We start from the raw sequence: 15,235 nt of genomic DNA on the forward strand, positions 1-15,235 counted from the left end.
ATTGTTATTAACATACTAAGACTCAAGCGATGCAAGAAAACTACTTGGCAAAATGGCTGGACGGCGACCTTACGGACGCTGAGCTTGCGGAATTCAAGAATTCCGAAGAATATGCTTCCTATCAGCGTATTGCCGATGCTACCGCTACCATGACGGCTCCTGATTTTGATGCCGACGCGGCCTATGCAGTCTTCAAGAACAGGCAGAAGCTTGAAAACCCCAGGGTCCTATCGCTCCGTCCGTTCAAAAAATTTTTACGGGTGGCAGCAGCGGCAGCGGTTCTCATGATCGGAGCTTACTTCTATCTAAATTCTACTTCCAACGAAACTATTTCCACTTCCTATGCCGAAAGTAAGGAAATCAGCCTTCCCGATCGTTCGCAGGTCATTTTGAATGCGGATACGAAGATATCCTATAAGAAAAACAATTGGGAGGAAAACAGGAATGTGGATCTCAAGGGCGAAGCTTTTTTCAAGGTGGCCAAAGGCAAACGCTTTACCGTGGACACCCATTCGGGCAAGGTGGCGGTGTTAGGAACCCAGTTCAACGTAGAAAACAGGGACGGCTATTTTGAGGTTTCCTGCTTCGAAGGTCTGGTCAAGGTCACTTTTGAAAAAAGGGAAACCGAATTGTCCGCCGGTTCCTCTTTTGTGGCGATAGACGGGAGCATCGTTGAAACAGTCGGCTCAGATGAATCCCGGCCCTCCTGGATGAACGATGAAAGTTCGTTCAAAAGTGTCCCCCTGAAATACGTGCTCGCTGAGTTTGAACGGCAGCACGATATTGCCGTCGAAACCCAGAACATCGATTTGGAACAATTGTTTACCGGAACTTTCAGCAACTCCGATTCCGATCTTGCCCTAAGAAGTATTAGCGCCCCTTCGCAAATAAAGTTTAAATTTGAGGGCGACAAAGTGCTCTTCTATGGCGAAAACACTCCGTAAATCTTCCCTCACCCTACTCTGCTTTGTCCTTTTTCTACTTTCAAAAAATGTCGATGCCCAAGACCATAGGGCCAGCATCCCTTTAATTTCCTTCCTTCAGGAATTGGAACGCGAATTCGAGATCAAATTTTCCTATGCCGACGACGATATTCGCGAACTCAGCGTCATCCCTCCGCAAAAGGAGAATCTAAAGGATATTTTAGGGGATATCCAGCGCCAGGCCCAATTGCAGATCCAAAAACTGAACGAGCGCTACTACACGATAACCCGAAGTGCTGCCCTCGATATCTGCGGAATAGTTTTGGATAATTTCGAACAGAATACAGTAACCGGCGCCACTATCGAGATTTTAGGGACAAAAACCGCTATAATCACTGATATGGAAGGTTACTTTTCCATTAGCAACGTGCCGCGCTCCGCCAAACTGCGTATCAAACATATCGGATATAAGACCCTGTTTGTCGATGCCGCGGATTTGGCGGGAAGAGCGCCGTGTACCACCCTGCTTTTGGCGCAATATTATCAGCAACTCGAAGAGGTGGTCGTCTATGAGTTTCTTACCAAGGGCCTCGTTAAACAACTGGATGGCAGTATAGAAATGAACAGCGAAGAGTTCGGCATCCTTCCCGGATTGATCGAGCCCGATGTTCTACAGACCGTGCAGGCCTTGCCCGGCATCGAAAGTGTCGATGAAACCGTTTCGAACATCAACATCCGTGGGGGTACAAACGATCAAAATCTTATGCTGTGGAACGGCATTAAAATGTACCAATCCGGTCATTTCTTCGGATTGATATCCGCCTTTAATCCCTATTTGACCGACAAGGTCATCTTGACCAAGAACGGCACCAGGGCGGAATACGGCGACGGGGTCAGCGGCATCATCGATATACGGACTAAAGATACCATCGCCGATCAATTTTTCGGGGGTGCAGGCGTCAACCTTATCGGCGGTGATGTCTACGGCCACCTTCCTGTATCCGACAAACTCGCCCTACAGGTTTCCGCGCGACGTTCCCTTACCGATATCCTAAACACCCCTACCTACCAAAAGTTCTTTACCCGGGTGTTCGAAGACAGTCAAGTAAACCGTGACGGCAATTTCTATTTTTATGACTTTACGGGCAAGCTGCTCTATGATATCGACAAAAACCAACAGCTTCGCCTCAATTTCATCAGTGTCAACAACCTGTTGGATTATTCGGAAGAGGAAATGGATACCGGAAAGCGCACCCGCAGCGACCTTGACCAGACCAACCTTTCGTTCGGGGGAAGCCTTCGAAGCACTTGGAACAAAAAGTTTTCCACCTTTTTGAACGTGTACCATACCCGTTACGATCTTGACGCCCGAAACACCTCCTCGAACGAAAAACAGACCCTATTTCAGAACAATGAGGTAGTGGAGACCGCCTTAAAACTGAATATCGATTACCAAGTAAGCGAGCGTTTCGATTGGCTGAACGGGTACCAATATAGCGAAACCGGCATCACCAATGCCACCGATGTCACCCAGCCGCCGTTTCAGAGCAATGTTCGCGATGTTATCCGCAGTCAGGCCCTTTTTTCCGAGATTACGTACCGATCTGACGACCAAAAGCTCTTCGCAAGGGGCGGTGTACGCCTCAACCGATTGGAGAATCCCGATTCTTTTGAGGAATTTCTGATCGAACCGCGCATTAGTCTGAACTATGCGCTTACCCGGGAGCTGAAATTTGAAGTGTTGGGGGAGTTCAAAAGTCAGGCCACCAATCAGATTATCGACCTCGAACAAAACTTTCTGGGCATCGAAAAGCGACGCTGGATCGTTTCCAATGGGGATGACCTGCCCGTCACGAAAAGCCGGCAGGCGGCGGTGGGCATCAACTACGACCATCGGAACATGTACGTCGGGCTGGAGGGATTTTACAAGGATGTCGATGGCATCAGCATCAGCACCCAAGGTTTTCAGAACCAGAACCAGTTCAATGGTGAAGTAGGAAAATACGACGTGAAAGGCTTGGAATTATTAATCAACAAGAAGACGGATGCTTACAGTATTTGGGCCAGCTACGGCTACAACCTGAACACCTATTATTTTACCGATATCGTGCCCCCCGAATTTCCGAACAACCTTGATATTCGACATACCGGCTCGTTGGCGGGGACTTATACTTTGGAAAATATCAAGTTCGGTATCGGCCTGAACTACCATTCCGGAAAACCGGTAACCGAGCCCCAGGCCGAGGATCCGATCGACACCAGCTTTTTTCCGTTTCGAATCAATTATCGATCTCCCAATACCGACCGGCTCCCTGAATACCTTAGGGCCGATGCGTCGGTCATCTACAATTTCGAACTTGGTCACGCCGTAAAAGCCTCGGCTGGGGTTTCTGTACTGAATTTCACCGACCGCAAGAATATTCTCAACGCCTACTATCGACTCGACGAACAAGACGCCATCGAAAGAATCGAGAACGTTTCGTTGGGGTTCACGCCGAATGTCAGCTTTCGGGCGCGGTTTTGAAACCAAGTTCCTCTGCTCCCTTTTTCAAGAGGGCTTCACGCGATGAGCTCTTTTGTACGCTACGCAAACCTACAGTGGCATGCCGAGGGTCACATCCTCTCGGGGACTTCGATGCCCAGCAGTTTGAAAGCAGAGCGGATTACCTCCCCGACTTTCTTGGAAAGTTCGACACGGAACACTTTCTTCCCTTCATCTTCTTCGCCCAAAATGGATACTTGTTGGTAGAACGAATTGAATTCCTTGACCAGGTCGTAGGTATAGTTGGCAAGTAAGGCGGGACTCAAATTTTCTGCTGCCGATGCTACGGTATCAGGAAAAAGCTGTAGCTGCTTGATCAGTTCCTTTTCTTTGGAATGAAGTGCCTGAGAGGACTCCCCTAGCTTTCTGGCACCGTCTGGCCGTCCGACATCATCGTTCGAATCGGCTCCCGACCCGGTCACGTCAAGCTCCTCGGCTTTTCGCAAGATAGACTGGATACGCGCATAGGTGTATTGAATGAAGGGGCCGGTATTTCCCTGGAAGTCCACCGACTCTTCGGGATTGAATAAAATCCGTTTTCTGGGATCGACCTTTAGGATGTAATATTTCAGGGCGCCCAAGCCGATCATTTTGTACAAATCCTGTTTTTCGCTTTCGGAATAGCCTTCCAATTTCCCCAATTCTTCCGAAATTTCGGCAGCGGTCCGGGTCATATCATCCATCAGATCGTCGGCATCGACGACGGTACCTTCCCTACTCTTCATTTTTCCGCTGGGAAGATCGACCATGCCGTAGCTAAGATGGTACAGATTCTCGGCCCATTTGTATCCCAACTTTTTCAGGATGAGAAAGAGCACTTTAAAATGGTAATCCTGTTCGTTCCCGACCGTATAGACCATACCCCCGACATCGGGGTAGTCTTTGATTCGTTGGATGGCCGTGCCGATATCTTGGGTCATATACACCGCCGTGCCGTCGGCACGGAGCACAATTTTTTCGTCCAGCCCCTCATCGGTGAGATCGATCCAAACGCTACCATCGTCCTTGCGGTAGAAAACACCTTTTTGAAGGCCTTCCTCGACCACGTCCTTGCCCAAGAGATAGGTGTCACTTTCGTAATAAAGGGTATCGAAATCGACCCCGAGATTGTTATAGGTCTCCTCAAAACCTTCATACACCCAGCCGTTCATGGTTTCCCATAATGCGACCACCTCTTTGTCCCCTGCCTCCCATTTCTGAAGCATCTCTTGGGCATCCAATAGAATCGGGGCTTCCTTTTCGGCTGCTTTCGGGTCGACTCCCCCGGCAATTTTCTGGGCTATCTGTTTCTTATAGGCCTTATCGAAGGCTACATAATACTTTCCGACCAATTGATCGCCCTTCAACCCCGTGCTTTCGGGGGACTCTCCGTTTCCAAAACGCTGCCAGGCCAACATACTCTTACAGATATGGATGCCCCGATCGTTGATGATCTGCGTCTTATAGGTCTTCTTACCGGATGCTTTTAAGATCTCGGCAACGGAATATCCCAAAAGAACATTTCGGATATGCCCCAAATGCAAAGGCTTATTGGTATTCGGGGAGGAGTATTCCACCATCATAGCGTCCTCCCCTACATCGGAAGCTCGTCCGAAATCGGCATCTTTTTTTATCCCATTAAAAAAATCGAGGTAATAGGCGTCGCCGATTACCACGTTGAGAAAACCCTTAACGACGTTGAACCCTGAGACGATTTTGACCTCTTTTTCCAAATACGCGCCGATCTGCTCCCCGATCGCTGCAGGATTCCCCTTAACATACCGAAGCATCGGAAAGACCATTACGGTGATATCTCCCTCAAAATCTTTTCGGGTGGGCTGAAATTCGACTACTGGCAAATCAACGGAGAAATGGGCCGCGACGGCCTCCTTTACTTTTGGGGTAAGAATCGTTTCTAATGTCATCGTTCGTAAAACCTATTGACCTGATATTTTTTGAAGCGCTAAAGGGATGCAAAAGTAATCAATTTCATTTTTTTAACGAATCGGTTTTTAGTACTGGTCCGTTACCGTTAACTTTATAAAAAAATGCTATGCTCGTCAATGTATCCTATAATGACCGGAAAGTTACGCGAAAAATCGACGCGGAGGTCGGCAAGCCTTTCACCCTCAAGGAAAGGTGGGCTATTGGCGGTATCGGATCGCCGCAGCTGTTCATTACCGAAACCAGTATCGAAATCCGAAATCTACTGATACTGGACAATAATCGGGACCAATGCAATGTCGAACTCCGCCCTAAAGGGGTCGTGGTGCGATTTCGCTCCCGCTTAGAAACCTACGCCCTTGTTATTCCATTTTATAAACTCTCAATCTATAAAGGTGATCTGGCCATCTACTCCATCTACCGAGACCACCATTTTATCAAGGTACGGGCGGATACTAAAGCGGTACAGAAATTTTTCCGGAAGTTATTGGATTATAAAGCGGACAACGCGCCCACCTCTATCGAGGATTTATGAAAAATCTCTCTCTTTTGACCTTCGCCGGACGAGAACAACAAGAAAAATTTGAAAAACTATGAAAATACTTCTTACAGGTGCCAACGGCTACATCGGGATGCGGCTGCTGCCCCAGCTGGTCGATATGGGTCACGAGGTGATTTGTACGGTGCGCGACAAAGAAAGATTTGCGATCGATGATGACATGCGCTCCCAAATCGCGATTTTGGAAATCGATTTTCTACAGGAAGTGGACCCCGATAAGATTCCCAAAGATATTGATGTCGCCTATTTTTTAATCCATTCCATGAGCTCATCGACCCAGGCCTTTGTAGAAATGGAATCGAAAACGGCCGAAAATTTCATTCTGTATCTCAAGGAAACTACGGTCGCTCAGGTCGTTTACCTCAGCGGTATCGTAAACGACCAGAACCTCTCAAAACATTTATGGTCGCGAAAGAATGTTGAAAAAATATTATCGGAAGGGCCGTTTCACCTCACCGTTCTGCGCGCGGGAATCATCGTAGGATCGGGAAGTTCATCGTTCGAAATTATCCGTGATCTCTGCGAAAAACTGCCTCTCATGATTACCCCGAAATGGGTATTGACCAAGACACAGCCCATTGCTATCCGCGATATCATGACTTTCCTGACCGGAGTGCTCGGTCATGAAGAAACCTATGACGATTCCTTTGACATCGCCGGGCCGGATGTACTCACGTACAAAGAGATGCTACAGCAATATGCCGACCAGCGCGGCTTTAAGAACTGGATCTTCACCGTTCCCGTAATGACCCCTAAATTGTCGAGCTACTGGCTTTATTTCGTGACCTCGACCTCCTACAAACTGGCCCTGAACCTAGTGGATAGCATGAAGGTGGAGGTCATCGCGAAAGACACCCGACTGCAAAACATTTTGGGAATCGAACCGCACACCTATCGGGAAGCCATCGATATGGCCTTTAAAAAAATCGAACAAAACCTGGTGGTCAGTAGCTGGAAGGACAGTATGGTCAGCGGCCGCTTTAAAAAAGACCTTGAGAAATATATTCAAGTGCCAAAATTCGGGGTGTTGAGGGATATAAAACAAATGAAGGTCGATGATCCCGAGCAAGTACTCAAAAATATCTGGAAAATCGGGGGCAGCACCGGATGGTACTATGGCGATTGGCTATGGAAAATTCGCGGGCTAATGGACAAGCTCTCCGGCGGGGTCGGCCTGCGCCGCGGACGTACCCATCCCAACAAAATATACGCGGGGGATGCCCTCGATTTTTGGAGGGTGCTGTTGGCCGATAAAGAGGCCAAACGTCTGTTGCTTTTCGCTGAAATGAAACTGCCCGGGGAAGCCTGGCTGGAATTTAAGATCGATAAGGACAATGTGCTCCACCAAACGGCCACGTTTCGGCCCAAGGGACTAAAAGGGCGTCTGTACTGGTATAGCATCGTGCCCTTTCATTATTTTATCTTCGCGGGAATGATCCGGGGGATTTCGAAGGGATAAGAACGTTGGCTAAACGGGAATTTTATGAGCGTTTCAAATGGATAGGACATTTTATTTGACAAAAAGATAAAAGGAAAGAATAAAGATTGCTGAGGACCAAGGAGTATTTTTTGAAATAGACCAGCCTTCTAGGATTTTTAGAAAAGTTTTATTCGTCTTTCTGCCTTGCTCTTTCCATCTTTTGTCCATCTGCGAGTCTTTACAATTCTTGACGGGGTTTGCCCACAAAATTTGTGGCAGAACCGATAAAATAATCTCAAAACTTGAAAAAAGTATCGACCACCATTAAGTCTCTCATAAAAAATCCCTTGCTCAGCATCTCAATCGCGGTGATCTTCGTTTGTTCGGCCATCGTTTTCATCGCGACGGAAGCCAGCTATAATGCTATTGAGGATGCTTCCATTTGGGTGCGCAACTACTTCGGATACTTTTATCTCTATCTTGGGCTTGGCTGTGTACTTTTGCTTTTTGGGATTGCCTTTTCGCCCCTGGGCAAAATCAAACTCGGAAAAAAACACGAAAGACCCGAACATTCGCTCTGGGCCTGGACCGCGATGCTCTACAGTGCCGGGATGGGGGCCGGAATTCTCCTGCGCGCCGTTCAGGAACCCGTCTTTATGCAACAACATCCGCCCTACGCATCGAACCTCGAGCCCGAAGTTCTCGCCTTGGAATTTACGTTCTACCAGTGGGGACTCACCGCTTGGGCCTTTTACGGATTATTTGCCATGGTCATGGGATACGCCCTTTTCGTCCGTAAAAAGAAGGTGCGGGTCAGCGCCACCATCGAGGATAGTATTTCAAGCCCCCTAGCTAGAAAAGGGATAGATATCACCACCATTATCACTACGGTATTCGGACTGATTGCGGCCTTGGGACTCGGCGTTACCCAGATCAACGGAGGCCTGAACCATGTTTTTGAGGGCGGTTTTGGCTTGGCCACTACACTTTCATTGGCGACCTTGGTCTCGGCCATCGCCTTCTATTCCGCCTGGCAGGGGGTGGAGAAGGGAATCAAGATTATTTCAAAGATCAACCTTGTAGTTACCTTTCTATTGCTGTTCTTTATATTTTTTAGCAGTGACGTAGGTGCTATTTTTGGTTCCTTCGCAACGGCAACCTGGAACTATCTCATCGATTTCGTCCCCATGAGCCTTGCCTATGGAAGCTATAATCCCGGGATGGAATTCCTTACCGATTGGACATTTTATTATTGGGCATTTTGGTTGGCCTGGGCACCTTTTACCGGTATTTTTATCGCAAGAATATCGAAGGGAAGAACCTTACGCCAGCTATTATTGGGGGTTTTGATATTGCCTTCGTTGGGTAGCTTTTTCTGGTTCTCGGTGTTCGGCACCTCGGCCTTTCAACTCATCGAGGCTACGGGGAGTTATAACGATGAATTCGGAAATGTGTTTTCATCGCTTTTCGTCTTTTTTAGCCACTACCCGATGGCCACATTTTTGAATACGATAACCATTTGCTTACTCATCGGATTTTTAGTGACGTCCCTAGATTCCGCCGTTTTCGTGCTGAGCATGTTTACGGACAAAGGGAAGAAAGAACCTCGAAGAAGATATCGGCTGATATGGTCGGTCTTTATACTGTTGGCGACAATGGCCCTCGTTCTTTTGGGAAATGCCAAACCCGAAATTGACGTGCTCACCGCAGTGCAGAAATTATTGATTATCACCTCACTGCCGTTCGCGTTTTTTAGCATCGCAATGGCGGGATTGTTTTTAAAGGAAATGGTGGGAAAGACCTGGAGTTAGGAGGTAGGAGCTTTGAATCAAGTGTCAAGAGCTAAGGCCCTTTACCCGGCCCTTGGCCCGTATATGCGAACTTTGTGCCCAAAAAAAATGAACAGTTTATAGGTTTATAGATTTATAAAAATGTAACTTACTGATAAACATCAAGTAGAGTGATTGGTTAAATTAATGGATTCAAGAAACGCGTAGGCTGGAAACCGGAGATGAAATACGGAAGACCGATGACTAGAAAACTGAAATGCGGTGATTGGAGATGGGGGATGGAAGACCGATGAGGCCGACCGAAGTAGGATGAAAAATTTACAGTTCCATCTCAATGCTGAGTTGGTACTCCCTGGAAAAACTTAGATCGAAGGCCAATCCCAATCCAAGAACATTTCTGATTCGTTATGGGTGTGTAATTTAAACTCTGTCCGGTTCACTTTTCATCCATTTCAAAACATGTCGGATCTTTTATCCGACGGGTTTTGGAATGCGCCCCCGCGGCAGCGGCGTTCTCTTTGGGCCCTGTTCTCAGGTCGAACTGTATTCGGTCCCCAAATTTAATATAAAGTTGTTGAACGGTCAGGCTCCAATTATGCAATGGGCTGGTCCACTTCTTTTCAATGTTCTTTGTGGCCAGGTATATCAGTTTCATAAGGGCCATGTCGTTCGTGAACGCGCCCTTGGTCTTGGTCACCTTTCGGACCTGTCGGTGGAAGCCTTCCACCGCATTTGTGGTATAGATGATCTTCCTTATAGGTTCGGTATACTGGAAATACTGCGATAGCTGTTCCCAGTTGCGTTGCCAGCTCTCGATGACCACGGGATATTTGCTTCCCCATTTCACTTCGAGGTTCAGGAGTTCGTCTTCCGCGACCTCTTTGCTCGACGCCCGGTACACAAGTTTCAGGTCGCGCATAAATTCCTTTTGGTCCTTGGAGGCGATATATTTGAGCGAGTTCCTTATCTGGTGCACGATGCAGAGCTGTACCTGCGCTTTGGGGAATACGCCCAATATCGCATCGGTAAATCCCCGGAGGTTGTCCGTACAGGCGATCAGGATATCCTTCAGGCCGCGGTTGTTCAGGTCGGTAAGCACCTGCAGCCAAAAGTTGGCCCCTTCGCTCTCGGAGATGTACATGCCCAATATTTCCTTTCGGCCTTCCTTGTTGATGCCCAAGATGTTATAAAGTGCCTTGTGGGCTATCTTCCCGTCCACCTTCACCTTGTAGTGCATGGCATCGAGCCATACTATACAATAGAGCGGTTCCAAGGGGCGGTTCTGCCATGCCTTGACGTCGGGTATGATCCTGTCGGTTATCTGGCTCAGCACGGTGTGCGAGATATCGGTGTCGTACATTTCCTTTATATGCGAGGAGATGTCGCGATAGCTCATGCCCAGGCCATAAAGCCCGATGATCTTATCGGACAGGTTGTCCGCCAGGATGGTCTGTCGCTTTTTTACCAGTTCCGGCTCGAAACTGCTCTGCCTGTCCTGGGGCGTTTCGATATCGAAGGTGCCGTAGCCGCTCTTGATGGTCTTTTTGCCCTTGCCGTTGCGTTTGTTCCCAACGTTACGCTGGGCCTCGCCGAGATGGCCTTCCATCTCCGCTTCGAGCGCTTTCTCGATGACGTTCTTCAGCATGGGGGCGAACGCGCCGCCCTTGCCGAAAAGGTTCTTGCCCGACATGAACTGGTCAAGTACCTTTTTCTCGAATTCCGTTTGTTCTCCTTTTCTCATGATTCTGTCTGAATAAAATTAATGATTAAATTTATTTCAGACAGAGTTCAGTTTACACTCTCTTCGTTATTGTCTTCCGCGGATTTCCGACGACAGGTCCTGTCGCAGTTGGGTAAGATTATCGCTCAATCCTACCTTGTAAATGTGCGGATATTCAAAACGTTTGTATTCATCGGCCAGATGAGAAACCCTGTGACTTCGATACTCCGAAATTTCCTGGATGTTTTTTTTCTCCACAAGCGCCTTACCGCATTCAAATACCTTTGATGTAAGAATTTCTTTTTTAAGTCCCTCGACTTGAGATTTCTTATCCGGATATTCGGGATGGAATATCGTCTTAACGCCATTAGAATTTTCCTCCGCAAGCAATACTCCGTCGGCAAAGAATTCGTCGTTCCCATTATAATATCGTACAACTTGCTTTCGCCCCGGGAGGGTCAATTTGGCCACGTCTTCAGACAGCTTTATCGTGGGCTTACCGTTCACGGCGCTTAATTTATAAACTCCATCCAGGGCTCCATCGTCCCTTCCCGTAATCAGGTTAGTGCCCACCCCGAAAATATCGATTTTGGCTCCTTGCTGAATAAGACTTTTTATCAAATATTCGTCCAGCTGGTTCGATGCCACGATTTTCACCTTATGCAGACCGGCTTCATCCAACATAGTTCTAGCTTTCTTGGAAAGATAGGCAAGGTCTCCACTATCAAGTCGAATACCCAAGAGCTGCTCCCCTCTTTGCTGCATTTCCTTGGCAACGGTAATGGCATTCGGCACACCGCTATTTAGCGTATGGTAGGTATCCACCAGCAGCACACAGTTTTTGGGACGCTTTTCGGCAAAGGTCCTAAAAGCCGTTAGCTCATCGCCGAAGCTCTGCACCCACGAATGCGCCTGCGTACCGGAAGAATCCAGGCCATACGTATAGGCACTTTGCACGTTAGAGGTACTGTCCGCCCCCCCGGCCACAGCAGCCCTACTTCCATGTAAGGCGGCCCAACCCTGCGCCCTTCGCATTCCAAATTCCACCACCGAACGATTTCCGGCAGATTGTCGCAATCGGTTCGCCTTGGTGGCGATAAGGGATTGATAGTTTAGTGTATTCAATAAGAGCGTTTCCAATAACTGGGCCTCGATGATATTCCCCTCCACGCTTAGAATGGGCTCCGTTGGAAAGACCACCTCACCTTCTCGCGGGGCATAAATACTACCCTGAAAATTAAAATTTTTCAGAAAGTCAAGAAACTCATCCTGAAAGCCCCTTTGATGTAGAAAATCGATTGCATCGGAATCGTACCTGAACTCTTCGATCATATCGAAAAGCACTTGCAGTCCCGCAAATACGGTAAAACCCGAACCAAAAGGATTTCTTCGGAAAAAATAATCGAAGGTGACCCGATCGGTTTTTCTCTCCGCCAAAAAATAGCCTTCGGCCATTGATAGTTGATAGTGATCTGTATATAGGCCCGATATCGTTTTCAAAAAATCTTTTTAAATAGCAAGAACGCCAAAATCGCAAGTACGATAAAAATAAAGAAAATGATTTTTGCGATACCGGCTGCGGCTTCAGAGATTCCTCCAAACCCGAAAATTCCGGCAATAATGGCAATAATAATGAAAATAATCATCCATCGTAACATAAGTAAGTGGTTTTAGCGCTGGACTTCGGACAAGATAGCTGCCTCAAGCCCAACTCGGTTCGTAAGGAGTGTTAAAGCTATATGGTTTACACCATTTTAAATGGCATTATCGAACCGATTTGTATCCCATTCCGAAAAAAGAGGCTTAATCCTCGTCCCGTCTAGAATCGCCTAGAACCGTTCGGTTTAGTTCTGTTCCGGATCGCCCTACCCTTATAGTTTCGTCTTGCAAGGTAAACCACCAAAGCCTTGAAAGTGTTTAAGGCATTGCATATCAGCCTCCCAAAGTTCTAGGGTCATTTTTTTAGTGTAAAATCATCAAAGCTACGCGATAGCTACTTCTAGCTTTGCGCTTGAATTTGAAACCGATACCTACCGGGATAGAATTTGGATGCGGGGTTTTATTGGAATCGGATTCTGGCCCTTTCGGCCTCATTTCCTAGGCAAGAATACTTCTGCCATCATACAGCGGGCACTCCCGCCCCCACAGGTTTCGATAGTTTCCAAAGAACTGTGTATTATATCACAATTTTTTTCGATGGATGCAATCTGGTTGAGGTCCAGACTGTGGTAGGCCTGTGAACTCATTATCAGGATTGGTTCGTTATTCTCGCCAAGAACCTGCAACATATTACCCGCAAAACTGTGCATCTGCTGTTCGGTAATAGCGATAATATCTTTAGCATCTTGTTTTAAATGGTCGACAACGTTCTTTCTTTCTTTTTTATCATCGATAGCATCAAGACAGACGACGGCGAACGTATCGGCCACACACATCATCACGTTGGTGTGATAGATTGGCATCCGCCTTCCATCAACGGATTGGTTCGCGGTGAAAATTACGGGAGAGTATTCAAAATCTTCACAAAATTCGATGAAGAGTTCTTCGTCGGCCCTATCGGATAGGGCACAGTAGGCTTTTCTATTAACGCGGTCCAGGGCCATGCTGCCGGTAGCTTCCAGAAATAAGCCTTCCATCTCGGCGGCGGTGTAGTCCATGATATCCTTGATAACGAACCCGTCTTTCTCCAAAATATCAAAAATATCTTCCCGTCTTTCGTTACGCCGATTTTTCGCAAACATGGGGTAGACCCCTACCGTGCCATCCTCGTGAAAGGAAATCCAGTTGTTGGGGAAAATGGAATCTGGGGTGTCGGGTTCCTTTGTATCGTCTACGGTAATTACGTGTACGCCCCTAGTCTTCAAAACGCCTACGAACGCATCAAACTCCTCTTGGGCCCGAATATTTATAGCGGAGTTTTTGAGATCGATATCCTCCTGAAAATAATTGTTTACTGCGGTCTGTTCGTTCATTCGAAAACTGACCGGACGAATCATGAGGATGGAATTAGTGCTTTGCATTGGATCAATTTATGCTGTAAAACTTACGAATTTTAGGGGCTCGAGCTTTGAGATTTCCACCTTTTGGGTCCGATTTTAAGCAAAACCAAAATTGAAATTTGATTCATGGCTTTTTGGAACCTATAGCTTTCACCTCCGGCTATTGGATTTTGGCTTCGTTCTGATCAATGGCAGGGTACTGCAGCGCAATAGGCCCTCTTGCTTGGCGATTTCGGCATAGGGGATCTCCTCCACGGTAAACCCCTGCCCTCGCAGCCAATCGTTCAAACGGGTAAAGTTCCGTTCCGAGACCACTACTTCCGGCGAGATGGAAAAAACGTTACTGAACATGCGGTACATTTCCTCTTGGGTAATTTCGAAAACGTTTTCCTTCCCGAAAAAATCCAGCAACCATCGGTACTCTTCTTCAACTAGAAATCCGTTCTTATGCAAAATCGCCTTTCCTTTGCCCAAAGGTTGGAAACAGCAATCGAGATGGAGGGCATTCTGTAGGGCATCGGTATTCGACTTTCTCAGCTCGAACGATTTTACGGTTTTCTTTGGAAACTGTTGCGCGATATAATCCACGGCAGCTTCGTTGGTACGTGCCGTGATGTATTCGGAATAGTCATCGGCCGTGTACGTACCCATAAAGATATAACCGTGCCACGGCATAACGTCGCCCCCTTCTATGTGGACCTCCTCCGGCGGGGTGAGAATATGCTCGGGTTCAATCTCATCCAAAACATGCAAGATGGCTTCCACCTCTTTCTCCCTTTCCGGTAAAATATTGGCCTTTATCAATTTATTTTCGATGACAAACGCAATATCCCGAGAAAATATCTGGTTGCAATCCTCCAAAACTTCAGGACGGTAAACCTTTACCTCATACTTCTCGAAGACATGTGCAAAGGCCTTCATTTCGCGGGTCATATCGGATTCTTTTGGGTACGTACCCGCTAAAATATGCTCAAGAGATTTGGGATCGTAGGCCTCCTCCGGATCGGGCACGGGACCGGGACTTTCGGCCGTACCTAACAACACCGCCTCTAATGGGGAGATTTCGTCATTGATGTGAAGATTGAGCATCGTATTCATGGTTTTGGCAAAGATAGGTAGGCAAGGGAATACTATAGCGATTTACCCAGGTCAAATTACAAAAATCCTTGACCGCATAACTACCTAAACGTCACGGACGGCATAAGACTTTAGGATAAGACTATCGGTTTTCCAGAGAGTAGGCCGTGTTTTCAAGATTTTTTAGTCATTTGTCCCAAGTCTAACAGTCCTACGTCGGCTTCAGGTTCTGAAACGGATAAACATCTTATAAAAAGACCTGCTCCGGCCTTGCTCGGAACA

The 15,235-nt window shown here is 47.3% G+C and carries 10 protein-coding genes and 1 pseudogene; 5 read left to right on the forward strand and 6 right to left on the reverse strand.

The genetic code is table 11. From position 1 onward, the window contains the following. The first annotated feature begins 29 nt into the window (after positions 1–29). Both RQM65_RS04385 and RQM65_RS04390 read left to right on the forward strand, forming a co-directional pair. Complete coding sequence (locus RQM65_RS04385; RefSeq protein ID WP_314013028.1) at positions 30–944, forward strand: FecR family protein; 915 nt, start codon at positions 30–32, stop codon at positions 942–944. After that, positions 925–3,447, forward strand: a complete 2,523-nt coding sequence (locus RQM65_RS04390) for a TonB-dependent receptor (RefSeq protein ID WP_314013030.1) — start codon at positions 925–927, stop codon at positions 3,445–3,447. The genes RQM65_RS04385 and RQM65_RS04390 overlap by 20 nt, the downstream gene beginning before the upstream one ends. 89 nt (positions 3,448–3,536) lie before the next feature. Here RQM65_RS04390 and argS read toward each other — a convergent pair whose 3' ends face one another. Continuing rightward, positions 3,537–5,369: an arginine--tRNA ligase gene (gene argS / locus RQM65_RS04395; RefSeq protein ID WP_314013032.1), complete on the reverse strand. Its 1,833-nt coding sequence runs from the start codon at positions 5,367–5,369 to the stop codon at positions 3,537–3,539. A gap of 128 nt (positions 5,370–5,497) precedes the next feature. Here argS and RQM65_RS04400 point away from each other — a divergent pair, with 128 nt between their 5' ends. The 3 genes from RQM65_RS04400 to RQM65_RS04410 all read left to right on the forward strand — a co-directional run bounded on the left by RQM65_RS04400 (position 5,498) and on the right by RQM65_RS04410 (position 9,178). Further along, positions 5,498–5,923 carry a hypothetical protein gene (locus RQM65_RS04400; RefSeq protein WP_314013034.1) on the forward strand — a complete coding sequence of 142 codons (426 nt, stop codon included), beginning with the start codon at positions 5,498–5,500 and terminating at the stop codon, positions 5,921–5,923. 58 nt (positions 5,924–5,981) lie between these two features. Then, complete coding sequence (locus RQM65_RS04405) at positions 5,982–7,406, forward strand: SDR family oxidoreductase (protein WP_314013036.1); 1,425 nt, start codon at positions 5,982–5,984, stop codon at positions 7,404–7,406. A gap of 263 nt (positions 7,407–7,669) precedes the next feature. Next, entirely contained in the window at positions 7,670–9,178 is a 1,509-nt protein-coding gene (locus RQM65_RS04410) for a BCCT family transporter (RefSeq protein ID WP_314013038.1), read from the forward strand. 523 nt (positions 9,179–9,701) lie between these two features. On the opposite strand, the pseudogene RQM65_RS04415 reads toward RQM65_RS04410, so the two are convergent. The 5 genes and pseudogenes from RQM65_RS04415 to RQM65_RS04435 form a co-directional block, all read right to left on the reverse strand. Beyond that, positions 9,702–10,898 (reverse strand): annotated as a pseudogene (locus tag RQM65_RS04415) (IS256 family transposase); the annotation flags it as partial. Positions 10,899–10,964: 66 nt separating this feature from the next. Continuing rightward, complete coding sequence (locus RQM65_RS04420) at positions 10,965–12,377, reverse strand: nicotinate phosphoribosyltransferase (RefSeq protein WP_314013040.1); 1,413 nt, start codon at positions 12,375–12,377, stop codon at positions 10,965–10,967. Continuing rightward, the gene (locus tag RQM65_RS04425) at positions 12,374–12,535 is read right to left on the reverse strand and encodes a DUF1328 family protein (protein WP_314013042.1); all 162 of its coding nucleotides are present in this window, start codon (positions 12,533–12,535) and stop codon (positions 12,374–12,376) included. The genes RQM65_RS04420 and RQM65_RS04425 overlap by 4 nt, the downstream gene beginning before the upstream one ends. Positions 12,536–12,967: 432 nt before the next feature. Then, complete coding sequence (gene ctlX, locus RQM65_RS04430) at positions 12,968–13,897, reverse strand: citrulline utilization hydrolase CtlX (RefSeq protein ID WP_314013043.1); 930 nt, start codon at positions 13,895–13,897, stop codon at positions 12,968–12,970. A gap of 129 nt (positions 13,898–14,026) precedes the next feature. Further along, a complete protein-coding gene (locus tag RQM65_RS04435) occupies positions 14,027–14,965 on the reverse strand; it encodes a dimethylarginine dimethylaminohydrolase family protein (protein WP_314013044.1) in 939 nt (312 codons plus the stop codon). Positions 14,966–15,235: the final 270 nt, after the last annotated feature.

The organism is Pricia mediterranea, from assembly GCF_032248455.1.
Lineage (GTDB): Bacteria > Bacteroidota > Bacteroidia > Flavobacteriales > Flavobacteriaceae > Pricia > Pricia mediterranea.